The organism is Bradyrhizobium sp. U87765 SZCCT0048 (assembly GCF_018131225.1).
Taxonomy (GTDB): domain Bacteria; phylum Pseudomonadota; class Alphaproteobacteria; order Rhizobiales; family Xanthobacteraceae; genus Bradyrhizobium_A.
Genome location: NZ_JAFCMM010000001.1, coordinates 1424477 through 1446773 on the forward strand (window position 1 = coordinate 1424477; position 22297 = coordinate 1446773).

Below are 22297 nucleotides of genomic sequence, written 5' to 3' on the forward strand. Positions count from 1 at the left end.
AGCCGTTTCTGTGACGACCGCCGCCACGACGGCAGGCGACTGAGCCAGGCAAATCCGCTCAGTCGATGGCGCGGCCGGTCATCGCGCCGAGTTCACGCACCAGGCGATCGGAGATCTGCCCGGTCACCGGCAGCTTGCGCTCGCGCTCGAACTTCTGAATCGCGGTCTGGGTGTCGGTGCCGATCACCCCGGTGGGCTTGAGCTGGCCATAGCCGAAATCGGTTAGCGCGCGCTGCACGGCGGCGACGCGCCGTGTGGACACGATGAGATCGCCGACCGGGTCGCTGCGCGTGGCCGGAATCGGGGCCGGAGGCCGGGCGACGGTGCTCGCCGGCCCATGAGCCGCCAGCTTCTGCGCCACGGGATCGGCAGGCCGCACCTCGGCTTCGACCGGCCGCGGACGCGGCAGCGGGCTTGCGGCCGGAACGGCCTGGGACTGGGTTGTCGACGCCGCGGCAGACTGCGCAACCGGAGCGGACGCGGCCGCCGGCGCACTGTCCGGAAGCGGGAAAGCGGTATGAAACATCGGCGCCGGATGGCGCCCAGGCTGCATGAACATGGCATTGACCACGATCGCACCGATCGCGACCAGGGCGATGCCGCCGGCCACCGTATCCTTCGGACTGTACAGCAGCACCCGCATCAGCAGGTTGCGCTCGACCTCGACGTCCTCCACCACGGCCCGCTTGGCCCTGCCGCGGCGGCGCGGCTGGATATCGTCGTCGTCGATTACGAGGGCTTTAGGCACTTTTCTTCACCTGGATGTCTTGGCGGTCGGAACGCTGTGCGGGCGCGAGCGGGGTCACGTTGGATTTCGGTTTGTTGGCCGTCGCCACGAGCGGCAGCATGATGGTAACCGTGGTCCCCTCGCCGAGCCGGCTCGCGACCGTCATGTTGCCGCCGTGCAGTTCGGCGAGGCTCTTGACGATCGAAAGTCCGAGGCCGGTGCCTTCGTGCCGTCGCTGATAGGTCGTGCCCGCCTGGAAGAACGGCGCACCGATGCGCTTGAGATCCTCGCCACCGATGCCGACACCGGTATCGGCAACCGACAGCACGAGGCGTGCGCCCTCGACCCAGGACGACACCGTCACCGAACCGCTGCGCTCGGTGAACTTGATGGCGTTGGACACGAGGTTGAGCATGATCTGCTTGAACGCACGAACGTCGCCAACGACCTCGGGAAGATCGTCCGGCACGCGCGTGCGCAGGTCGAGGCCGTTCTCCCGCGCCTTGAGCGCCATGAGATTGCAGCAGCCGACAATCGCCTCGCGCGGCATGAACGGATGCAGCGCGATCTCGAAATTGCCAGCTTCCATCTTCGAGATGTCGAGGATGCCATTGACGACCGACAGCAGATGCTGACCGGATTCGTTGATCAGGCCGGCGTATTCCTTGCGGCGCTCGGCGGTGATCATCAACTCGTCCTCGCGGACAATCATCTCGGAAAAGCCGATGATGGCGTTGAGCGGCGTGCGCAGCTCGTGGCTCATGGTGGCGAGGAAGCGGCTCTTGGCGGCGTCCGCCCGTTCCGCCTCGACCCGCGCGGCCTGAAGAGCCTCTTCCTGCACCTTGCGCTCGGTGACATCGCGCAGCACCGCGACGACCTCGCCCTCACCCTCGTCGGACGAAAGCTGAGAGCGCTCCATCGGACGGCAGCGCATCTCGACCCAGATCCAGTTGGCGCCGGCCGCCGCATCTGCGCGCGGCGCTTCGCGGCGCAGGCGGAATTCGACGCTGCGCGCCTCGCCGCCCCGCGCCGCATCCGACAGCGCCTTGAGATAGGCCGGACGGTCCGCGACATGGACGCGATCGAACAGGCCATGACCATAGAGGCTCGCCAGCGAGCCGCCTAGCATCGTCTCCGCGGCCGGCGAGATGAACTGCACGGCGCCATTGCGCCGGTGCCGGGAAATCACGTCGCTCATGTTGAGCGCGAGCAGGCGGAAGCGTTCCTCCTCGACCATCAGCAGCTTGCTGCTCGTGCGCGCAAGCGACTCGGCGCCAAAAGCGAGCACCGCGGCGAACAGCGTCGCCGACGCGATGCCGGCTGCCTCGAGCGCCATGCCGGCGTGCGACGGCATGCGCGACAGCGGCAGCACTCCGGACACCTCGATCAGCACCAGCCCGGCGACGCAGGCGAGCGCAAGACCGACTGAGAAGCCGACGACACGGCGCGACGCCGACAACGCCGCCTCGAGCGGCACCACGACGAACCACACGGCCGCGAACGACGAGATGCCGCCGGTCGCGATCGACACCGCCATTATCATGGTGGCGAGCGCAACGGACGACAGCACATGGGCGCTTTCGTAGCGGCCGGTGCGCGACAGGAAATAGGCGACGAGGATCGGCGCGATCAGCCAGGCATAGACGGCGACCTCGATCTCGGCCGGTGCGCCGCGCACCGCGAGATAGACCGGCAGCGATGCCAGCGCCGCGAGACTGCCAAGCAGACGTGGAGCGATGAATGCGCGATGTCGCGCACTGGTCATCGCATCATAACGTGCCGACGGATGCAGCAGCGCGTCGAGATGATCGCGAATTTTGTTCAGAACCGTCACGTTGTTCTCGCGCTTCGGCGTGGTCGTCCCCAAGACGCGCCGGACCGCCCCCGTTATCGTTGCGCGATCGTGTCAGAGGCAGCTTAAGCGAACGCTAAAGCAGCCTCGCGGCAGCGATACTGTCCCGCGGCAACACAGCGTTTGCGGCGGAAACCACCGCTATTCGCCGCGCATGGTGAACGTAAAGTTTCCGGCGCATGTCCGGGTATGGTTTCGAAATCGTGCACGGCCGCCGCCCGCGGCTACACGCCACATCTTTCGGCCATCGCGCCCCTCCGAAAATCGAATCGTATTCGCGACAAAGCCGATGTGCGGCCTCAAGCAAAAATTTACGGCAAACCAAATCGTTCAAATTTTCTGCAAATTGCGCGCAGCGCTCAAACCGTGGATTTATCCATGCCTGTTACTGATGGCGGCAGATTGCGAGACCAATCGCAACGGGGTGACGACAGTACAGGACGGGTGGCGAAATGTTTTTCCTGCTTCGCATGGCATTCTGGCTCGGGCTGGTGCTCGTGCTGCTGCCAACGGATAAATCTCAAGAGACGGCTGCTGACGCCAAGGCGCCGCAGGCGCAGGTCGGCGCCGCGGATGCGATTTCCGCCGCAACGGCGGCAGTGTCGGACATGAGCCAGTTCTGCACGCGCCAGCCGAGCGCCTGCGCGGTCGGCGGCCAGGCTGCGGCGGTGATCGGGCAGCGTGCGCAGAACGGCGCCAAGAAGCTCTACAACATCATCACCGAAAAGCGCGGCGATCACACCGGATCGGTCGGCCGGGTGGAGACCGCACGCATCGGCAGCGACACGCTGACCAATGAAGACCTGCGGATCGAATGGCGCGCCCCCGAACCCGGCTCGACGCCGTCGGGCTAGGCGGAACCCGCCTCCCTATATTGACCGTCGCCCGTCAGGCCGGGCCGCCCAGCGGGCCGGCCGCCGCCTTTTGTCCGGGCGGATATCGCTTTCGAGCGCCCGCGAACTCATATAAGTCTCGGACAAACGGATCCGGGACACGATGACGATCGACGAGATCAAGGACAATTTCGCCCTGCTGGACGACTGGGACGACCGCTACCGCTATGTGATCGAACTGGGGCGGGCGCTGGCGCCGATGAGCGAGCAGGACCATTCCGCCGCGAACAAGGTGCAGGGGTGCGCGAGCCAGGTCTGGCTGGCCCGCACCACGAACAAGGATTCGGCCGACCGCACCGTGCTGCACTATGTCGGCGACAGCGACGCGCACATCGTGCGCGGTCTCATCGCGATCCTCCTCGCGCTCTATTCGGACAAGCCGGCGCGAACCATTCTGGATACGGACGCCGTTGCGCTGTTCGAGGAACTGGGTCTTGGCGAACATCTGACGCCGCAGCGCTCGAATGGCTTCCGTGCCATGGTCGAACGCATCCGCCGCGATGCCCGCGAGGTCCTGGCGGCAGCCTGATGGCAGCCAGCCCGCGCGTTCGACTGCGGCGATTACCGCCGTCGCCGCCGCTGCTGGCCAAGCCCCATCTTCTTGGCGAGCTGGGAACGGGCGACCGCGTAGTTCGGTGCGACCATCGGATAGTCCGGTGGCAGGCCCCACTTCTCGCGATACTGCTCCGGCGACATGTTGTACTGCGTGCGCAGATGCCGCTTGAGCGACTTGAACTTCTTGCCGTCCTCGAGACAGACCAGATAATCCGACGTCATCGATTTCTTGACGGGAACCGCCGGCTTGGCAGGCTCCGGCGCCGCCTCGACATGGCCGCCGGCGACGCGCACCAGCGCGGCATGGACCTGATTGATCAGGGCCGGCAGTTCCGAGGCTGGCGTCGTGTTGTTGCTGACATAGGCCGACACGATACCGGCCGTCAGATCGATGAAGGTCTTGGCCGGAGCATCGCTCATGGCGGGCATCTCACAGAAAACGCGAACGCGCCGCATCTCAAGATTTGAGAGCGCATACGCGTTGCCGAATACATGGGATTATGGGCGATCGACTGCGGCCATGACAAGAACAACGCTGTCATGGACCACGTCTATTTGCCCATGACAGTCATTCCCGAGATCCGCAGCGGCGGCTCAGCCGCCGCGCTGCTCGAGATGCTTGCGCAGTTCGTCGATCGACGAGAACCGCACCATGCCCTCGGGCATCTGCGCCTCGATCGAGCCGTCCGAATAGAGCGAGTACGCCATGCCGTCGACGACGCCGGACTTCAGGATCGAGACCGAAGGCGCTTCCGACGGCCGCCGAATCGGTGGCGGTGGCGGTCTCACATCCGCCGTCTCGCGCGGGTTCTGGCGCGGCGGGCGGCCGCGCTCGGAAGCGGGCCAGGCGTCGTCGAATGAGGGGTGCGGCTCGTCGCCGGCGGGCGCTGCCGGGGACGCGGACCCGGCCTCCGCGGCGGCGGCCTCAGATGCCTCCCGCTCGCGACGGGTCGACGTGAACAGCAAATTGCGACGCTTGCGCACCGGCTCCTGAGCTGGAGGCGGAGCCGGCTCGGCTGCAGGCTCGGGTTCCGATTCGACAGCGGACGGCAGGCGCTCGCGTCCCGGTCGCTCGTTGTGCCAGGGCGGCGCATCGGAGGCGCGCGCCGCGGGTTCCGGAACCCGGGCCTCGACGGCCGGACGGGTCGGAACCGGGGGCAGAGCCGGTGCAGCCAGCGGATCCGCCTGGCGCCCATCCAGATGCGGCGCCGACGCCAGCACCTCGGCCACGGCCCGCAGTTCCCGCACCACCAGGCCGATTGCGATCAGCAGCGCGCCGGTGCAGGCCGCGAGGGCGCCGGTCACGATCAGGGTGTTGCCGAAGCTGAACTCCTTTACCGGGAAGCCGAAGCCGATCCCCAGAAGCCCCACCACAAGAAACACCAGTCCGGCCACAAAGAGCCCAAGCATCTGCAACTCCACGCCTATCGCGGCTTCGTCCTGCGCCACGATAGCGTCATAGCGTTCGGCGGAACAACCGACAATTGCGGACAATGCCGCCTTCTCAACACCGACGGTTGTCCCGCCCCATCATTGAAGGACGACGACGGTACATCCTTGGCGCGAGTGTGCCCGACGAGCCGGCATTATTTCACCATGCCCCAAATGTTGCGCCGCATCAGGCCAATTGCGCCACAATTAGCAATTACTTGACGCGAATGCCGCGCTATATATGGGCTACTGGGGAAGATGAAGGCCTAAAATAGCAGAACGCGAGGCCTCCGGGGGTCGCTGGGTTCAACTCTCATCATGTCATCGATAACGACTTCGGTCATTGAGTCGTCGCAACGACGCTCGATGGAACAGATTTGCGACGACCTTGCCTGGCTTGCGCTTGGCATCGTCGCCATTGTTGCCGGACTGACCTTCCAGGACTATGGCCTGGGATGGGACGATTATACCCACGCCGAATATGCCGACCTGTTGCTGAAGATGTACGGCACAGGTTTCAAGGACACCGGCGCCCTGTCGTTCGCCAACCTCTACATGTATGGCGGCGGCTTCGACATGGTCGCGGCGCTGATGCACAAGGTGCTGCCGCTGGAACTGTTCGAGACGCGACGCCTGCTCGGCGCCATCGTCGGCGTGATCGGCCTTGCCGTCACCTGGCGCGTCGGACGGCGCATCGGCGGCCCGATCGCCGGGCTCGCGACCCTTCTGCTGCTCGCGCTGTGCCCGACTTTCTACGGCCACATGTTCATGAACCCGAAGGATGCACCATTCGCCGTGGCGATGATCATCCTCGTGCTCGGTCTCGTGCGCCTCGCCCAGGAATATCCCAAGCCGTCGGCCCACACCGTGCTGATCCTCGGTCTCGGCGCCGGACTGTCGATCGGCTCGCGCATCCTCGGCGGCCTCGCGGCGATCTATGCCCTGATCGGCTTCCTGCCGCTGTGGATCGCCGACGTGCGCACCCAAGGCGTGCGCGAAGCGACCCACCGCTTCGCCCATGTCTGCTACGTGCTGCTGCCCGGCCTCGTGCTCGGCTATCTGGTGATGGGACTGATCTGGCCGTGGTCGATCATCGAACCATCCAATCCGTTCCAGGCCGTGACCTACTTCTCGCACTTCTTCGAGAAGCCCTGGAAAGAAATGTTCGACGGCGCACTGGTGTCGGTTCCCGACATGCCGTGGTCTTACCTGCCGACGCTGTTCGCGCTGCAACTGCCGGAAATTCTGCTCGGACTGCTCGCCGCAGGCATTGCCGGAACGCTGATGTCGCTGCTGCGCCCCGAGGTGCCGGCCAAGCGCCGCACCGTGCTGCTCGTGCTGACGCTCGCCGCAACGCTGCCGCTCGCCATCGCCATGGTGAAGCGCCCCGCGCTCTACAACGGTATTCGCCATTTCATCTTCGTCATCCCGCCGATGACTGTGCTCGGCGGTGTCGCGTTCGGCTGGCTGGTTGACTGGCTGAAGGAACACGGGCGCGGCGCCCAGAGCGTCGCCGCTGCGGTGTTCGTGTTCGGCCTGGCGCTGCCGCTGACCGAGATGGTGCGTCTGCATCCCTACCAGTACACCCACTTCAACCACATCGCCGGCACCGTACGCGCCGCCGATGCCCGCTACATGCTCGATTACTGGGGCCTCGCCTTCAAGCAGGCGTCCGACGAGTTGCAGGAGTTGCTCGACGAACGCGACGAGGAAGCGCCGAAGGACCGCAAGTGGAAGGTCGCGGTGTGCGGCCCGCAGCGGCCCGCACAAGTCGCGCTCGGGCAGGACTTCACCATCGGCTGGGACAGCAAGGGCGCCGATTTCGCCATGACGCTCGGCGAGTTCTACTGCAAGGGCCTCACCGCTCCGGTACTGGTGGAGATCAAGCGCGACGACGTGGTGTTCGCCCGGGTCTACGACATTCGCGGCCGCAACATCTCCGACCTGCTGGCGATTCCCGCCCCCTGAAATAACCGTCTCTCCCATACCCGCGACGCGCGTCAGGCATGACAGCCTGCACGCGCGAAAGCGGGATTCGGGGCCCTCGTGGTGTTGCCGCTGGCCGCCCCCGGCACTAGGCTCGTATCGATCAGCCGGATGCAACAACACGGACAATGGAGAGACGCCATGTCGCCCGCCGAAGCGCGCCTGAAGGACATTCCATCCGCCATGACCGAGGCGGAGTGGACGCAGCGCGTCAACCTCGCCGCGGCTTACCGCCTCGTCGCCCTGTATGGCTGGGACGACCTCGTCGACACGCATATCTCGGCCCGCGTTCCCGGCCCCGAGCATCACTTCCTGATCAATCCCTACGGCCTGATGTTCGACGAGATCACCGCATCGAGCCTCGTCAAGGTCGACCTCGACGGCAACCTGCTCACCGAGAGCGAGTACAACATCAATCCGGCCGGCTTCACCATCCACTCGGCGATCCACGAAGTCCGCGAGGATGCCGGCTGCGTGCTGCATCTCCACACGCCGGATGGCACTGCGGTGGCCAGTTGCATGGAGGGGCTGCTGCCGCTCAACCAGACCGCCCAGCTCGTGACCGGGGACCTCGCCTATCACGACTACGAAGGCATCGCCCTCGACCACGACGAGCGCCCACGCATCCAGAAGGACCTCGGCGACAAAAACCACCTGCTGCTGCGCAACCACGGCACTCTCACCGTGGGCCGCTCGGTCGCCTCGGCCTTCGAGCGCATGTATCACCTCGAGCGCGCCTGCACGATGCAGGTGCGCACCCGCATGCTCGGGCCGACCGCCTACCCGGTCGAGAAGCTGGTGATCGAAAAGAACGAACGCCTGGTGTCGGATCTCGACCGCGCCGAGCGCCGCGCGACCCGGCTGGTGTGGCCGCCGCTGCTGCGCAAGCTCGACCGCCTCGATCCCAGCTACAAGACCTGAGCAAACCGCCCCGCGCCCCTGTGGCGCCCGCCACCACGCGGCGGGTGCACAGGGCGGCGAAATGTGCTAGGTCTGACGCCACATACCTCTACACCTTTTCGGCTCCCGAGAAACAAAACGCCGCCCAATTCCGGGCGGCGTTTTTCACGTCTGGAGGCCCCTCGCAAAGGCCTTGCGCGCGTCAGCCGCGCGGCGCGTCGGCGAAGGCTGCCAGGATCCGCGCCCACGAGCGGATGCCCTTGTGGAAGCTCTGCAGATCGTACTTCTCGTTCGGCGAATGGATGTTGTCGTCGTCGAGCCCGAATCCGATCAGCACGGTATCGAGGCCGAGCGTGCTCTTGAAGTCAGCCACGATCGGGATCGAGGCGCCGGAACCGATCAGCAGCGCTTCCTTGCCCCACTCGTCGGTCAGCGCGCGCCTGGCCGCGGCGAGCGGCTTCATGGTCCAGTCGAGCGCGATCGCCGGGGCGCCGGCATGATCGATGAACTCGGCCCTGCAATCGGCCGGCAGCCGTTCGGTCACATAAGCGCGGAACGCGGCGCGGATCTTCTCGGGATCCTGTCCTTCGACGAGGCGGAAGGAGACCTTCGCCGACGCTTCCGCGGGGATCACCGTCTTCGAGCCCTCACCGGTATAACCGCCGACAATGCCGTTGATGTCGCAGGTCGGCCGTGAGATCGCCTGCTCGATCATCAGCCGATCGGTCTCGCCCGCCGGCACCGACAGGCCGATCGGCTTGAGGAAGGTATCCGGCGTGAAGTCGAGCGCCGCCCACTGGGCCCGGATATCGGCAGGCAGATCCTTCACCCCGTCATAGAATCCGGGGATGGTGATGCGGCCATTGTCGTCGTGCAGACCGCCGAGGATGCGGGTCAGCACCCGGATCGGGTTGCGCGCGGTGCCGCCATAAACGCCGGAGTGCAGATCGCGGTTGGCAGCCTTGATGCGGACTTCGTCATAGACGAGGCCGCGCAGCGCGGTCGTGATCGCCGGCGTGTTGCGGTCCCACATGCCGGTATCGCAGACCAGCGCGAAGTCGGCAGCGAGGTCGGCCTTGTTGCTCGCGAGGAACGGACCGAAATTCTTCGAGCCGATTTCCTCCTCGCCTTCGATCAGGAAGGTGACGTTGAGCGGCAGCTTGCCGGTCACAGCCTTCCAGGCACGGCAGGCCTCCACGAAGGTCATGAGCTGACCCTTGTCGTCCTCGGCGCCACGGGCAACGATGATCTTGCGACCGTCGGCGTGATCGGTGACCACCGGCTCGAACGGCGGGCGGTGCCACAGCTCGAGCGGATCGACCGGCTGGACGTCGTAGTGGCCGTAGAACAGCACATGCGGCGTGCCCGGCGCATGTGCCTCCTTGCTCTTCGCGACGATGGCCGGATGTCCCGCGGTCGGGCGGACCTCGGCGTCGAAACCGAGCGAGGCGATGTCCGCGGCAAGATGCGCCGCCGTCTTGCGGCAGTCCTCATTGTAGGCCGGATCGGCGGAGATCGACTTGATCCGCAGCAGCGCGAACAGCCGCTGCAAGCTGTTGTCGAAGTCGGCGTCGATGCGGTCGAGAACCGCGGACAGGCGGGCGGTATCGGACATTCAATCTTTTCCTTGCATGGAGGTCCGGAGGCAAACGGACGACATCATGGCTATCTTTTCAGCAGGCTGCCGAGCGCGCCACGCACGATCGCGCGACCGATCGAGCCACCCATCGAGCCGCCGACCGACTTGCCGAGGTCGGCGACGACGCCGCCGACCACCTTGTCGGTCACGGTGCGGGTGACGTCGCGCGCGATCTTCTGTCCCGTGGAGAGCTTGCCGCGCGGCGTGTTGGTGCCGAAAATGGAGCCGACGATCGAGCCGAGCTGGCCGAGCACGCCGCCGCCCTCGCCGCCACCGGCCGCCGCACCGCCGACACGCTTCTGCAGCACCTCGTAGGCGGACTCACGGTCGATCTCGGTGTCATACTTGCCCTTGACGGGGCTCGCCGCGATGATCGCCTTGCGCTCCTCGGGGGTCAGCGGCCCGATGCGCGCCGACGGCGGGCGCACCATGATCCGCTCCACCATCGCCGGCGTGCCGTTTCCTTCGAGGAACGAGACCAGCGCCTCGCCCTTCCCGAGCTCTGTAATCACCTTGGCGGTGTTGAGCTGGGGGTTGGGACGGAAGGTCTCCGCCGCGGCAGCCACGGCCTTCTGATCACGCGGGGTGAACGCACGGAGCGCATGCTGCACACGGTTGCCGAGCTGTGCCAGCACCTTGTCCGGAACATCGATCGGGTTCTGGGTCACGAAATAGACGCCGACGCCCTTGGAGCGCACGAGGCGCACCACCTGCTCGATCTTCTCCATCAGCGCCTTGGGCGGATCGTTGAACAGCAGATGGGCTTCGTCGAAGAAGAACACGAGCTTGGGCTTGGGCGGATCGCCGACCTCTGGCAGGTGCTCGTACAGCTCCGACAGCATCCAGAGCAGGAAGGTGGCATAGAGCCGCGGGCTCTGCATCAGCTTGTCAGCGACCAGGATGTTGACCATGCCACGGCCGTCGCGATCGGTGCGCATGAAGTCGGCGAGGTCGAGCGCCGGCTCGCCGAAGAACTTGGCGCCGCCCTGGTTCTCCAGCACCAGGAGCTGGCGCTGGATGGTGCCGACGGTCTGTTTCGCCACGTTTCCGTATTGTGTTGTCAATTCGTCGGCGTGCTCGGCCACGAAGCTCAGGATCGCCCGCAAGTCCTTCATGTCGAGCAGCAGCAATCCCTGCTCGTCGGCGACGCGGAAGGCAATATTGAGCACGCCCTCCTGCACATCGTTAAGATCCATCATCCGCGCCAGCAGCAAGGGTCCCATCTCCGAGACGGTCGCCCGCACCGGATGGCCCTGCTCACCAAACACGTCCCAGAAAATGGTCGAGAACTGGTCCGGCTGGAACTTGAGGCCCATCTCCTGGGCGCGCTTGAGGATGAAGTCCTTGGCCTCGCCGACCTCGGCGATGCCGGACAGGTCGCCCTTGATATCCGCGGCGAAAACCGGAACACCCGCCCGGGCAAATCCCTCCGCCATGACCTGCAGCGACACCGTCTTGCCGGTGCCCGTCGCGCCGGTCACAAGCCCATGACGGTTTGCGAGCGACAAGGTCAGATAGGCGGGCTGTTCTCCCTTGCCGATGAAGATGGAGTCGCTGGTGTCCGCCGCCGTCGCTGTGGCCATTTGTCTTGCCTCGCCTCGTCACATTCCGGCGCGTGGATCGCATCGCTCCGGAGAACATCGGATGATCAATTCTACTTCATTCCACAACGGTAATGAAACTCTCAAACCGGAACCGGAGTGAGGAAATCCTTACCGACAAAACCCGAAGTTGAAGTCGGTTGCTCGCGTTGGCTTGCTGGCACCGCAGATGCGACATAAAGCGCCAGATCACCTTGCATCGCGGCAACAGTCGGGGCGACTTCGGACTGAATCAAAAATTTCTCGCGCGCGCTTCGCTTGAATTTTTCCACTCGAAAGCTCAAGATGAATTTTATAATGAAGGGGCCGGCAAGCAACCGGTTGAGGCGGGGTGTTATGGACGAGTTGATCGAGCAGTTGTCTGCGAAGGTCGGTATTGATAGAGCGGTTGCGGAAAAGACGATCGGTATCATCTTGAGTTTTCTTCGCACCGAAGGCCCCGCCGACAAGGTTCAGGCTCTCATCGACAAAATTCCAGGTGCTGACGCCGTGATCGCTGCAAGCGGCGGCACCAGCAAGCTCAGTGGCTTCTTCGGCGGCGGCCTGATGGCCCTCGGCGGCAAGCTGATGGGGCTTGGGCTGGGCATGGGTGAAATTCAGGACGTCGCGCGTGAACTTTTCAGGTTCGGCCGCGACAGAGTTGGAATGGACACGATCGACGACATCATTGCCGGCACCCCGGGTCTGCGCCAGTTCGCCTGATACAGTTCAGTCCAGTCCAGCGTCATGACATACCCCATCAGCAAGATCGATGGCCTCAACGGGCAGGCCGCAGCGAAACTGAAAGCCATTGGTATCCGCACGACTGAAGGGCTGCTCGAAGCGGCGCGCACCGTCAAGGGGCGCAAGGCGCTCGCGGCGACGACCGGCCTCGCCGAGCAACAGCTGCTGGAGTGGGCCAACATCGCCGACTGCATGCGCATCAAGGGTATGGGCAAGGCCAAGGCCGAGCTGCTGCGCGCGGCCGGCGTGACCACCGTCCGGGAGTTCGTCCATCGCAATCCGGAGAGGCTCGCCCAGGCGATGAAGGAAGCCAACGCCCGCCGCAAGCTGGTCGACGTCCTGCCCTCCGAAGCCTCGGTCAAGCGCCTGATCGAGCATGCCCGCAAGCTGCCCCTGAAAATTTCCTATTAGCCCCCTTCTCCGCAGCACAACGTTGTCGTTTCGCGCCTTGACTCCGCCCGGCGGACCGCGCAAAGCGACCGCATGACGCCAGCACCGCTGCCCTCGCCGCCGCCGTCCCGGACGCCGTTCGATCTGGCGCCGCTGCTGCGCGGTCGCACGCCCGCGGTGATGGGCGTGCTGAACATCACACCGGATTCGTTCTCCGACGGCGGCCGTTTCGACAGCCCGGAGCGCGCGCTGGAACAGGCGCGCCGCCTGATCGCGGAGGGCGCCGACATCATCGACGTCGGCGCGGAATCCACCCGTCCCTATGGCGGCATGCAGGCGGTCACCGCCGACGACGAACTGGCGCGACTTCGCCCCGTCCTGGCCGAAATCACCGCGCTCGGCACGCCGGTATCGATCGACACCATGAAGGCCCGCGTGGCGGACTGGGCGCTCGGCCAGGGCGTCGCCATCGCCAACGACGTCTGGGGGCTGCAACGCGATCCCGACATGGCCGCCGTGGTCGCGGCCCACGGCGCGCCGGTGGTCGTGATGCACAACCGTGACGCGGTCGAGCCCGCCCTCGATATCATGGCCGACCTCAAGGCGTTCTTCGCGCGCACGCTCGATATCGCGGCGAAGGCCGGCATCGCGACAGAGCGCATCGTGCTCGATCCGGGCATCGGCTTCGGCAAGACGCCGGAGCAGAGCATGACGGCGCTGGCGCGCCTCGCAGAGTTGAAGACATTCGGCTGCGCGCTGCTGGTCGGCGCCTCCCGCAAGCGCTTTATCGCCACGGTGGTCCCGTCCGAACCGCAACAGCGGCTCGGCGGCTCGATTGCCGCCCACCTGATCGCCGCACAGAACGGCGCCCGCATCATCCGCGCTCACGATGTCGCGGAGACCGTGCAGGCGCTGCGGGTCGCAGCCCGGATCGAGGATCTAAAATGACCGACACGATATTCATTCAGGGCCTGCTGATCCATGCCCGCCACGGCGTGATGGAGCATGAGGCCGAAGTCGGCCAGCGCTTCGTCATCGATCTCGAGCTTTCGACCGACCTGTCGGAATCCTCGCGCACCGACAAGCTCGCCGACACCGTGTCCTATGCCGACGTGGTAAAGGCCGCGACCGCTGCGTTCGCCGACAAGAACTACCGTCTGCTGGAGCGCGCGGCCGGCGCGGTCGCGGACGCCATCCTCGGCGCCTTCCCGCGCATCGGCGCGGTCAAGGTCACGGTGCACAAGCCGCATGCGCCGATCCCGGCGATCTTCCATGACGTCGGCGTCACCATCACGCGCAGCCGCGTCGGGGACTGAACCGTGGCCGACGCGCTGATCGCGCTGGGGGGCAATGTCGGCGACGTCCGTGCGACCTTCGCCGATGCCATTCCCGCGATCTGCGACCACGCCGGCGCCACGCTGCTGGCACGCTCGGCGGACTACATCACCCCGCCCTGGGGCAAGGCCGACCAGCCCCCTTTCATCAACGCCTGCATCCGCATCGAAACCGCCCTCTCGCCACTCGCGCTGCTGCGCGTACTACAGACGGTTGAGGCGGTTCATGGCCGCGACCGCGCGCGCGAGACCCGCTGGGGGCCGCGCACCCTCGACCTCGATCTCCTCGCCTATGACGACATCGCGCTCGCCGAGCCGGATCTGGTCCTGCCCCACCCCCACCTGTTTGAGCGGGCCTTCGTGCTCGTTCCCCTCTCGGAGATCGTGCCGGATCGCCTGATCGGCAGCCGGACCCCGCGCGACGCCCTCCAGGGGCTCAGCGCCGACGGCATTCGTGCCCTGCCGGGTCCCCCGTAACCGGTGATTGGCAGGGCCGGCCGGCCGTGGCATTTTGCACGGCAACGACAAGGCCTGTGCGGGAGACGACCCCTTTTCATGTCCGCAGAAACCGACGATCTGCCGCTGGCGCGGGAATTTCCGCCGGCGAGCCGAGACGACTGGAGGAAGCTGGTCGATGGCGTTCTCAAGGGCGCGCCGTTCGACCGTCTCGTCGGCAAGACCTATGACGGCCTGCCGATCGCGCCGATCTATTCCCGTGCGGCCAATGCCGGTCTCATCGCCGGCCGCGCCCCCGCAACGCCCTGGCGCATCATGCAGCGCGTCGATCATCCTGACGCGACGGCGGCAAACGCACAGGCGCTGACGGACCTCGAGAACGGCGCCAATGGGCTGGCGCTGGTGTTCGCCGGCGCGCACGGCGCCCACGGCTTCGGCCTCGAGCCATCGGCCGCTGCGCTCGAGCGCATCCTCGACGGCATCTATGTTGACGCCGGCATCGCCATCGAGTTCCAGATCGGCCCACAGACCCGCGACATGCCGCACCACTTCGCCGAGTTGCTCGCCCGGCGGAATGTCGCCCCGGCAAGCGTCGACGCCCGTTTCGGCTTCGATCCCATCGGCGCCGCGGCGGCCGGCGGCGCCAGCCCCTACGACTGGCAGGAGATCGCCGCGTTCTTCGGCCCCGCCGTCGCCCAGTTTGCACGGCTCGGCTTTGCCGGCCCGTTCGCTGTCGCTGATGGCCGCGTCGTCCATGACGCGGGCGGCTCGGAGGCCCAGGAACTCGCTTTCGTGGTGGCGACGGCGGTCACCTATCTGCGCGCCCTGGAAGCCGCCGGCGTCGAGCTCGACGTTGCCCGGCGGATGATCTACGCACGCCTCAGTGCCGATGCCGACCAGTTCCTGACGCTGGCGAAATTTCGTGCGCTGCGCCTGCTGTGGGCCCATGTCGAGCGCCACTGCGGCCTCGAACCACAGCCGCTGGTCGTCGCTGCCGACACCGCCTGGCGCATGCTGACCCAGCGCGATCCCTATGTGAACGTGCTGCGCGCGACCATCGCCACGTTCGCCGCCGGGCTCGGCGGCGCCAACAGCATCACCGTGATGCCGCATACGCTCGCCCTCGGGCTGCCGGATGCGCTCGCCCGCCGCATCGCCCGCAATACCCAGCTCATCCTCCTGGAGGAATCCAACCTCGACAAGGTCACCGATCCCGCCGCCGGCTCCGGCGGCATCGAGGCATTGACCGCCGAGCTGGCCGGCACTGCCTGGACGCTGTTCCAGGACATTGAGAAGGCCGGCGGCGTATTCCCGGCGCTGAAGCAGAATCTGATCCAGGATCGTGTCGCCGCAGTGCGCGCGGCACGCGACAGGAACATTGCCCGCCGCAAGGACGTGCTCACCGGCGCCAGCGAATTTCCGAACCTGCAGGAGGCGCCGGTCGCCGTGCTCGCGGCCAATCCAGTCACACTGCCGCCTTACGGCGCGCCGGCATTCCAATTCGCCGCACTCGCGCCGACCCGTCTCGCCGAACCGTTCGAGCGCCTGCGTGACCGCTCCGACCGGCAGTTGGCGCAGACCGGATCGCGCCCGGCCGTCTATCTCGCCAATCTCGGCACCGCTGCGGACTTCACCGCGCGCGCGACCTTCGCCAAAAGCTTCTTCGAGGCCGGCGGTATCGCCGCGGTGGATGGCGAGGGCGGCACCGACGTCGCGGCCATCGCAGCGGCCTTCAAGGCCTCGGGCGCGATACTCGTCTGCCTGTGCTCGTCGGACAAGATTTACGCGAGCCTCGCGGAACCCGTGGCTCGGGCGCTGCGCAGCACCGGCGCCCGCCATCTCTACCTGGCAGGACGCCCCGGCGAGCAGGAGGCCGCGCTGCGCGCGGCCGGCATCAGCGATTTCATTTTTGCGGGAGGCGACGCCCTGGCGACGCTCGACGCAGCCTATGCTCAGATGGGGGTTCCATGACCCGCGTTCCCGACTTCACCGGCATCGCGTTTGCGGCTGGAGCCGCCGCGAGTGTCCATGGCAGCGCCGCGCCCTGGCAGACGCCGGAAGGCATCGCCGTCAAACCCGCCTATGGGGAGAACGATCTCGCCGGCATCGACTTCCTCGACACCTGGCCGGGGATCGCACCGTACCTGCGCGGCCCTTACCCGACCATGTATGTCAACCAGCCCTGGACCGTGCGGCAGTACGCCGGCTTCTCCACGGCCGAAGATTCCAACGCATTCTACCGCCGCAACCTCGCGGCCGGCCAGAAAGGCCTCTCGGTGGCGTTCGACCTCGCCACCCACCGCGGCTACGACAGCGATCATCCGCGCGTCTCCGGCGATGTCGGCATGGCCGGGGTGGCGATCGATTCCATCTACGACATGCGCACCCTGTTCGCCGGCATCCCGCTCGACCAAATGAGCGTGTCGATGACCATGAACGGGGCGGTGCTGCCGATCCTCGCCCTGTTCGTGGTCGCGGCCGAGGAACAGGGCGTACCGCCGGAGAAGCTGTCGGGCACCATTCAGAACGACATTCTGAAAGAGTTCATGGTGCGCAACACCTACATCTATCCGCCGGCGAGCTCGATGCGGATCATATCCGACATCTTCGCTTTCACCTCCACGAGGATGCCGAAGTTCAACTCGATCTCGATCTCCGGCTACCACATGCAGGAAGCCGGCGCGACGCAGGACCTCGAGCTTGCCTACACGCTCGCCGACGGCGTCGAATATGTCCGCGCCGGCATCAACGCCGGCCTCGACATCGACCGCTTCGCGCCGCGGCTGTCGTTCTTCTGGGCGATTGGCATGAACTTCTTCATGGAAGTCGCCAAGATGCGCGCCGCCCGGCTGCTGTGGGCGAAACTACTCAAGCCGTTCAACCCCAGGGATGCGCGATCGCTGTCGCTGCGCACCCACTGCCAGACATCGGGCTGGTCGCTGACGGCCCAGGACGTCTTCAACAACGTCGCGCGCACCACCATCGAGGCGATGGCGGCGACGCAAGGCCACACCCAGTCACTGCACACCAATGCGCTCGACGAGGCGCTGGCGCTGCCGACCGACTTCTCGGCACGGATCGCCCGCAACACCCAGCTGTTCCTGCAGCAGGAGAGCGGCACGACGCGGATCATCGATCCTTGGGGCGGCTCCAGCTATGTCGAGCGGCTGACCCACGATCTTGCGAAGAAGGCCTGGGATCACATTCAGGAGGTCGAGGCGCTCGGCGGCATGGCCAAGGCGATCGAGGCCGGCATTCCCAAGCTGCGCATCGAGGAAGCCTCGGCCAAGACCCAGGCGCGGATCGACTCCGGTCGCCAGTCGGTGATCGGCGTCAACAAGTACCGCCCCGAAAGCGAGGCCGCGATCGACGTCCTCAAGGTCGACAACTCGACCGTGAGGCGGCTGCAGATCGACAAGCTCAAGCGCCTGCGCGGCGAGCGCAAGGAGGCCGACGTCGCCTCGGCGCTGCACGCCCTCAGCCGCGCCGCCGAGGATGGCACCGGCAACCTGATGGCGCTCGCCATCGACGCCGCACGGGCGAAAGCGACCGTCGGCGAGATTTCCGACGCCATGGAGAAGGTATTCGGCCGCCACCGCGCCGAAATCAGGTCCATTACCGGCGTCTACAAGCGCGAGGCTTCGGCGATGTCCGACAAGGTGGAGCGACTGCAGGCCCTGATCGAGCAGTTCGAGGAGGCCGAGGGCCGGCGGCCGCGCATCCTGGTCGCCAAGATCGGCCAGGACGGCCATGACCGCGGCCAGAAGGTGATCGCCTCCGCGTTCGCTGACGTCGGCTTCGACGTCGACATCGGACCGCTGTTCGCGACCGCGGACGAGGCCGCCCGCCAGGCTGTCGAGAACGACGTCCACATGCTCGGCGTGTCGTCGCTGGCGGCAGCGCACCTCACGGCCGTGCCGGAGCTCAAGGCCGCGCTGAAAAAGCAGGGCCGTGAGGACATCATGATCATCATCGGCGGCGTGATCCCGCCGCAGGATTACGACGCGCTGTACAAGGCGGGCGCCGAAGCCATCTTCCCGCCGGGCACGGTGATCGCGGATGCCGCCGAGGAGCTGATCCACAAGCTCAACGCGCGGCTCGGCCACTCCAGCGCGGCAGCAGAGTAGACCCCATGCGACCAATCTTCCCGACCGCGCGGCGCGGTGCGCCGGCGAACGCCCTGCGCCTGACCGCCTGTGCGGTCGCGACCTGGCTCATGCTCTTCTCTCCGCCTCGCGCCATCGCGACCGGAGACAACGCCGGTGTGACGTTCAAGAGCAAGATCGTCGAAACCGTCGTCGGCCTCGACGCCACGATCAAGGCCGACCCGCCGCTCGCCGCCAACCTGCTGGCGGAGGGCAAGCGTTGGGCGGAGAAGTCCCGCCGTGAGGCGGAGACCGAAGCCAAGGCCTCGCCCGAGCTCTTCCGCGACGGCAATCCCTGGTCGTTCGAGCGCCAGTACGCCACCGATGCGGTGGTCGCCGACCGCTACGTCAGCATCACCCGGCAGGAATACAGCTACACCGGCGGCGCCCACCCCAACACGGTTCTCGACACCATCCTGTGGGACCGCACCGTCGGCAAGCGCATCAGCATCCGGCCGTTCTTCACCGAGCTCGCCGACGGCGGCCCGACGCTGTCGGCGCTGCGAACCGCGATCATCGACGCCCTCAAGGCGGAGAAGAAAGCGCGCGGCGTCGAGGACAGTCCGGAAATGGACTGGTTCAAGGGCATCGAGCCGAAGCTGTTGAAGATCGGGCCCGTCAGCCTCGCGCCCTCGACGGTCGCGGGCAAGAGCAGCGGCCTCGTTTTCATCTATTCGCCCTATGCGGTCGGCTCCTACGCCGAGGGCAGCTATGAGGCGTTCGTACCATGGGAACGCTTCAAGACGTTCCTGACGGCGGACGGCCGCGCGATTTTCGACGGCCAGCGCCCGCCCGTCGACAAGGCCAAATAGCCGTCCGGAAAACGGGTGGCCGTCCCCTCGCCCCGCTGACAAAAGAGCCGCCTGCCAACTCAGGAGGCTCGATGAGCACACTTCACGACAAAGTCGCGATCGTCACCGGCGCAAGCTCCGGCATCGGTCGCGCAGCCGCATTGCTATTCGCACGCGAGGGCGCGGCCGTGATCGCATCAGGCCGTCGCCAGGGCGAACTCGATGCCCTGGTCGCGGAGATCGAGGCGGCGGGCGGCCGCGCCCATGCGCTCGCCGGCGACGTCCGCGACGACTCTCACGCACAAGGGCTGGTGGACGCTGCAACCGCGCGCTTCGGCGGCCTCGACATCGCCTTCAACAATGCCGGCATGACCGGCACTGCCGCCCCCCTGCCCGACCTGCCGGTCGCCGCGTGGCGCGAGACCCTCGACACCAACCTGACCAGCGCATTCCTCGCCGCCCGCCACCAGATCCCGGCGATGCTGGCGCGCGGCGGCGGCTCGCTGATCTTCACCTCGACCTTCGTCGGCCATACCGTCGGCTTTCCCGGCATGGGCGCCTATGCCGCGAGCAAGGCCGGCCTCGTCGGATTGACCCAGGTGATCGCGGCGGAATTCGGCGGGCGCGGCATTCGCGCCAATGCGCTGCTGCCGGGCGGCACCGATACGCCGATGGGCCGCAGCGTCGCCGACACACCGGAGAGCCGCGCGTTCATCGAGGGCCTGCATGCGTTGAAGCGCCTCGCCCGGCCCGAAGAGATCGCGCAGGCCGCGCTCTATCTCGCCTCCGACGCGGCGAGCTTCGTCACGGGGACGGCGATGCTGGTCGATGGTGGCGTCTCGATCACGCGGACCTGAGACGGGCAGGATCGCCGCGGCATCGGTCCACGCCGGTGCCGCGGCCGCCCGGGATCAACTGGCGAGCCGATCCCCCTTCGGGGACGTCGCCGTCTCGTCATCGCTCTCGGTGCACACCCGGTTACGCCCGAGGCGCTTGGCGAGATAGAGCCGCTGGTCCGCTTCGGCGACCAGCGCATCCCAGCTCATCTGGCCTGGGCGATAGAGAGACACGCCGAAACTCGCGGTCACCGACAAGGTCGAGGGAACGTCGGGCACCGCCATCAGCCGCAGAGCGGTCCGAAGCCGTTCGGCAATCAGCCGTCCCTCGTCGTCGCGGCTGGCCTGGACCAGCACCACGAACTCCTCGCCGCCATGGCGTGCGAACGACGTTCCCGGCCGCAGGCGCGCCTGCACCGTCGTCGCGACACACTTCAGCACCACGTCGCCGACGCCGTGGCCATAGGTATCGTTGATCGACTTGAAGTAATCGATGTCAAACATGATGAGTGCCAGCGATCGTCCGCTGCGGTCGGCCTCGGCGACGGCACGCCGCCCCACCGCCTCCAGCGCCCGGCGATTGAGCAGGCCGGTGAGCGGGTCGGTCTCCGACAGCCGCTTCAGCTTCGCCGCCATGCGCTCCTGATCGAGTTCGAGATCCTTTTGCAGACGCTGCTGCTGGCGCAGCACGTCGAGACTGTCGAACAGCTCCTGCATTTCCTCGCTGCCCTGACGGCGTTCGCCCTCGGGCTCGGTCAGCACGCCCTGGGCGATCGCCACGATCTGCTCCCGTGCGGCCATCAGCGGCACGAACAGCAGATAGTGCAGCGCCGCGCCGATCAGGATCAGCACCGACCAGACCGACAGCATCAGCGCCGCGGTCAGCGCCAGCATCTTCTGGGCATGATCCCGCGCCTGGGCGACCCGCTGATGCGAGGCCTGGCCGATCAGCTCGCGCAGCGTCTCCACCGGCTTCATGCCCGGCACATAGTCGGCGGTGAATTCGGCGAGGCTGAGGCGACCGCTCATCAATGCGATGTTGTCGGCCACCTGACGGGCAAACGGCAGCGCCTCACCGAAATATTTTCGGTCGACATCGTCGAGCGCCGCGCGCACTGCTGCATCGTCGATCAGTGTGCCGGCGTAGCTGGACACCAGCGCACGAAGCTCCGTCAGTCGGCCTTCGGTCGCGGTGATGCGGTCATGAAGCTCGCGATCGGGCGCTCCCGACGACGCCAGCATCATCACCACATAGGATCCGAGCCGGCCGGCATACTCGCGCAGATTGCTGCAGATGGTGCTGAGCAGCACCTCGTTGCCAGCCTGGGGATAGTCGCGAATGATGTCGCCGCCGAGATCGTCTCGCAGCGCGGCCGCGACGTCCGCTGCGGCGAACATCTTCTCGATGGCGTCACGGACACGCGCGCTGTCGCGTTGCGCAAGCAGCTCGGCGGAAATGGCATCGACGGCGGCCCGCCCGCTCGCAAGCGCCATGCGGACCCTGGCCATCAACGCAAGCTCGCTGTCTGCATCCGACGAGGTCCGGCGGGCGAAAGATTCGAACGCGCTGATGGCGTTGTCGGAATGACGTCGCGCAGCGCCGAGGTCGGCGTCGAGACGCACCTGCGCATCCGGCGCGGCCCCGATCCGGCTGTTGGCCGGGCCGCGCTCGGCCGAAACCAGGTTCGCCACGACCAGGGCGAGGTGAAAGCGCTCCAGCTCCCGCGCCGCCGTACGATCGCGCTGATACGCCTCGAGGTTGGCCATGAACAGGACGCCGCCGAGGAGCAGACAACCGATCGCGGTCATCCAACCGGCCAGCCGATAGAGCTTTCGAAGGCGAAGCGACGTCATGAACTTTGACCGAATCCCATCCGTTCGGCCCCAACAAAGCTGAACATCGCTTAGAGCGGGATTAAACCCCTCTGTTGCGGTGCGATGGAACTGGGCGGTTGGTAAAGAGAGTCTGATCCTGATCGGGCAACTTCGCCGGCTTTCCCGTTTCCGGCGTTCATCTTGCTCGCCACAACCAGCACGT

General features: G+C 66.4%; 21 protein-coding genes. 13 read left to right on the top strand and 8 right to left on the bottom strand.

From position 1 onward, the window contains the following. Positions 1-58: 58 nt before the first annotated feature. Entirely contained in the window at positions 59-748 is a 690-nt protein-coding gene (locus JQ639_RS06160; RefSeq protein WP_211970312.1) for a peptidoglycan-binding domain-containing protein, read from the bottom strand. Beyond that, complete coding sequence (locus tag JQ639_RS06165) at positions 741-2561, bottom strand: PAS domain-containing sensor histidine kinase (RefSeq protein WP_349644754.1); 1821 nt, start codon at positions 2559-2561, stop codon at positions 741-743. Before JQ639_RS06165 ends, JQ639_RS06160 begins: the two co-directional genes overlap by 8 nt. Before the next feature lie 470 nt (positions 2562-3031). Between JQ639_RS06165 and JQ639_RS06170 the strand changes: the two genes are divergently transcribed. Together JQ639_RS06170 and JQ639_RS06175 are read left to right on the top strand one after the other, a co-directional pair. Continuing rightward, entirely contained in the window at positions 3032-3433 is a 402-nt protein-coding gene (locus JQ639_RS06170) for a DUF5330 domain-containing protein (protein WP_211970313.1), read from the top strand. A gap of 142 nt (positions 3434-3575) precedes the next feature. Further along, positions 3576-4001: a SufE family protein gene (locus tag JQ639_RS06175; protein WP_211970314.1), complete on the top strand. Its 426-nt coding sequence runs from the start codon at positions 3576-3578 to the stop codon at positions 3999-4001. A gap of 32 nt (positions 4002-4033) precedes the next feature. Here JQ639_RS06175 and JQ639_RS06180 read toward each other — a convergent pair whose 3' ends face one another. Together JQ639_RS06180 and JQ639_RS06185 are read right to left on the bottom strand one after the other, a co-directional pair. Continuing rightward, a complete protein-coding gene (locus JQ639_RS06180; RefSeq protein ID WP_211970315.1) occupies positions 4034-4447 on the bottom strand; it encodes a Ros/MucR family transcriptional regulator in 414 nt (137 codons plus the stop codon). A gap of 174 nt (positions 4448-4621) precedes the next feature. Then, the gene (locus tag JQ639_RS06185; RefSeq protein WP_349644753.1) at positions 4622-5521 is read right to left on the bottom strand and encodes a DUF2254 domain-containing protein; all 900 of its coding nucleotides are present in this window, start codon (positions 5519-5521) and stop codon (positions 4622-4624) included. 255 nt (positions 5522-5776) lie between these two features. Here JQ639_RS06185 and JQ639_RS06190 point away from each other — a divergent pair, with 255 nt between their 5' ends. Together JQ639_RS06190 and JQ639_RS06195 are read left to right on the top strand one after the other, a co-directional pair. Next, entirely contained in the window at positions 5777-7426 is a 1650-nt protein-coding gene (locus JQ639_RS06190) for a glycosyltransferase family 39 protein (protein WP_211970316.1), read from the top strand. A 159-nt stretch (positions 7427-7585) separates the two neighbouring features. Then, complete coding sequence (locus tag JQ639_RS06195) at positions 7586-8365, top strand: class II aldolase/adducin family protein (protein WP_211970317.1); 780 nt, start codon at positions 7586-7588, stop codon at positions 8363-8365. A gap of 181 nt (positions 8366-8546) precedes the next feature. Here the strand turns inward: JQ639_RS06195 and JQ639_RS06200 are convergent, their stop codons facing one another. The 3 genes from JQ639_RS06200 to JQ639_RS06210 all read right to left on the bottom strand — a co-directional run bounded on the left by JQ639_RS06200 (position 8547) and on the right by JQ639_RS06210 (position 11856). After that, the gene (locus JQ639_RS06200; RefSeq protein WP_211970318.1) at positions 8547-9959 is read right to left on the bottom strand and encodes a M20/M25/M40 family metallo-hydrolase; all 1413 of its coding nucleotides are present in this window, start codon (positions 9957-9959) and stop codon (positions 8547-8549) included. A gap of 50 nt (positions 9960-10009) precedes the next feature. After that, a complete protein-coding gene (locus tag JQ639_RS06205) occupies positions 10010-11566 on the bottom strand; it encodes a helicase HerA-like C-terminal domain-containing protein (RefSeq protein ID WP_211970319.1) in 1557 nt (518 codons plus the stop codon). A gap of 101 nt (positions 11567-11667) precedes the next feature. Next, positions 11668-11856 (bottom strand): hypothetical protein, encoded by a 189-nt coding sequence (locus JQ639_RS06210; protein ID WP_211970320.1) that lies wholly within the window; start codon positions 11854-11856, stop codon positions 11668-11670. 64 nt (positions 11857-11920) lie between these two features. On the opposite strand from JQ639_RS06210, the gene JQ639_RS06215 reads away from it, so the two are divergent. The 9 genes from JQ639_RS06215 to JQ639_RS06255 all read left to right on the top strand — a co-directional run bounded on the left by JQ639_RS06215 (position 11921) and on the right by JQ639_RS06255 (position 20280). Further along, the gene (locus tag JQ639_RS06215) at positions 11921-12286 is read left to right on the top strand and encodes a DUF2267 domain-containing protein (RefSeq protein ID WP_211970321.1); all 366 of its coding nucleotides are present in this window, start codon (positions 11921-11923) and stop codon (positions 12284-12286) included. A gap of 24 nt (positions 12287-12310) precedes the next feature. Further along, complete coding sequence (locus JQ639_RS06220; protein ID WP_211970322.1) at positions 12311-12718, top strand: DUF4332 domain-containing protein; 408 nt, start codon at positions 12311-12313, stop codon at positions 12716-12718. A 72-nt stretch (positions 12719-12790) separates the two neighbouring features. Beyond that, positions 12791-13645: a dihydropteroate synthase gene (folP, locus tag JQ639_RS06225; RefSeq protein WP_211970323.1), complete on the top strand. Its 855-nt coding sequence runs from the start codon at positions 12791-12793 to the stop codon at positions 13643-13645. Next, positions 13642-14013: a dihydroneopterin aldolase gene (gene folB, locus JQ639_RS06230; protein WP_211970324.1), complete on the top strand. Its 372-nt coding sequence runs from the start codon at positions 13642-13644 to the stop codon at positions 14011-14013. Before folP ends, folB begins: the two co-directional genes overlap by 4 nt. A gap of 3 nt (positions 14014-14016) precedes the next feature. After that, positions 14017-14508, top strand: a complete 492-nt coding sequence (gene folK / locus JQ639_RS06235) for a 2-amino-4-hydroxy-6-hydroxymethyldihydropteridine diphosphokinase (RefSeq protein WP_211970325.1) — start codon at positions 14017-14019, stop codon at positions 14506-14508. Between the two features lie 78 nt (positions 14509-14586). Next, on the top strand, positions 14587-16458 hold the full coding sequence (locus JQ639_RS06240) for a methylmalonyl-CoA mutase subunit beta (protein ID WP_211970326.1): 1872 nt from the start codon (positions 14587-14589) through the stop codon (positions 16456-16458). Next, entirely contained in the window at positions 16455-18614 is a 2160-nt protein-coding gene (gene scpA, locus JQ639_RS06245; protein WP_211970327.1) for a methylmalonyl-CoA mutase, read from the top strand. Before JQ639_RS06240 ends, scpA begins: the two co-directional genes overlap by 4 nt. Before the next feature lie 5 nt (positions 18615-18619). Then, positions 18620-19444: a DUF3298 and DUF4163 domain-containing protein gene (locus JQ639_RS06250; RefSeq protein WP_349644752.1), complete on the top strand. Its 825-nt coding sequence runs from the start codon at positions 18620-18622 to the stop codon at positions 19442-19444. Positions 19445-19515: 71 nt separating this feature from the next. Further along, entirely contained in the window at positions 19516-20280 is a 765-nt protein-coding gene (locus JQ639_RS06255; RefSeq protein WP_211970328.1) for an SDR family oxidoreductase, read from the top strand. A 54-nt stretch (positions 20281-20334) separates the two neighbouring features. On the opposite strand, the gene JQ639_RS06260 is transcribed toward JQ639_RS06255, so the two are convergent. Further along, the gene (locus JQ639_RS06260; RefSeq protein WP_211970329.1) at positions 20335-22113 is read right to left on the bottom strand and encodes a GGDEF domain-containing protein; all 1779 of its coding nucleotides are present in this window, start codon (positions 22111-22113) and stop codon (positions 20335-20337) included. Positions 22114-22297 lie beyond the last annotated feature (184 nt).

What these genes read in the sequence shown, in the direction of transcription:
- JQ639_RS06170 (WP_211970313.1), top strand. Translation starts at nt 3,032, where the DNA reads ATGTTTTTCCTGCTTCGCATGGCATTCTGGCTCGGGCTGGTGCTCGTG.
- JQ639_RS06175 (WP_211970314.1), top strand. Translation starts at nt 3,576, where the DNA reads ATGACGATCGACGAGATCAAGGACAATTTCGCCCTGCTGGACGACTGG.
- JQ639_RS06180 (WP_211970315.1), bottom strand. Translation starts at nt 4,447, where the DNA reads ATGAGCGATGCTCCGGCCAAGACCTTCATCGATCTGACGGCCGGTATC.
- JQ639_RS06190 (WP_211970316.1), top strand. Translation starts at nt 5,777, where the DNA reads ATGTCATCGATAACGACTTCGGTCATTGAGTCGTCGCAACGACGCTCG.
- JQ639_RS06195 (WP_211970317.1), top strand. Translation starts at nt 7,586, where the DNA reads ATGTCGCCCGCCGAAGCGCGCCTGAAGGACATTCCATCCGCCATGACC.
- JQ639_RS06200 (WP_211970318.1), bottom strand. Translation starts at nt 9,959, where the DNA reads ATGTCCGATACCGCCCGCCTGTCCGCGGTTCTCGACCGCATCGACGCC.
- JQ639_RS06205 (WP_211970319.1), bottom strand. Translation starts at nt 11,566, where the DNA reads ATGGCCACAGCGACGGCGGCGGACACCAGCGACTCCATCTTCATCGGC.
- JQ639_RS06215 (WP_211970321.1), top strand. Translation starts at nt 11,921, where the DNA reads ATGGACGAGTTGATCGAGCAGTTGTCTGCGAAGGTCGGTATTGATAGA.
- JQ639_RS06220 (WP_211970322.1), top strand. Translation starts at nt 12,311, where the DNA reads ATGACATACCCCATCAGCAAGATCGATGGCCTCAACGGGCAGGCCGCA.
- folP (WP_211970323.1), top strand. Translation starts at nt 12,791, where the DNA reads ATGACGCCAGCACCGCTGCCCTCGCCGCCGCCGTCCCGGACGCCGTTC.
- folB (WP_211970324.1), top strand. Translation starts at nt 13,642, where the DNA reads ATGACCGACACGATATTCATTCAGGGCCTGCTGATCCATGCCCGCCAC.
- JQ639_RS06240 (WP_211970326.1), top strand. Translation starts at nt 14,587, where the DNA reads ATGTCCGCAGAAACCGACGATCTGCCGCTGGCGCGGGAATTTCCGCCG.
- scpA (WP_211970327.1), top strand. Translation starts at nt 16,455, where the DNA reads ATGACCCGCGTTCCCGACTTCACCGGCATCGCGTTTGCGGCTGGAGCC.
- JQ639_RS06250 (WP_349644752.1), top strand. Translation starts at nt 18,620, where the DNA reads ATGCGACCAATCTTCCCGACCGCGCGGCGCGGTGCGCCGGCGAACGCC.
- JQ639_RS06255 (WP_211970328.1), top strand. Translation starts at nt 19,516, where the DNA reads ATGAGCACACTTCACGACAAAGTCGCGATCGTCACCGGCGCAAGCTCC.
- JQ639_RS06260 (WP_211970329.1), bottom strand. Translation starts at nt 22,113, where the DNA reads ATGACGTCGCTTCGCCTTCGAAAGCTCTATCGGCTGGCCGGTTGGATG.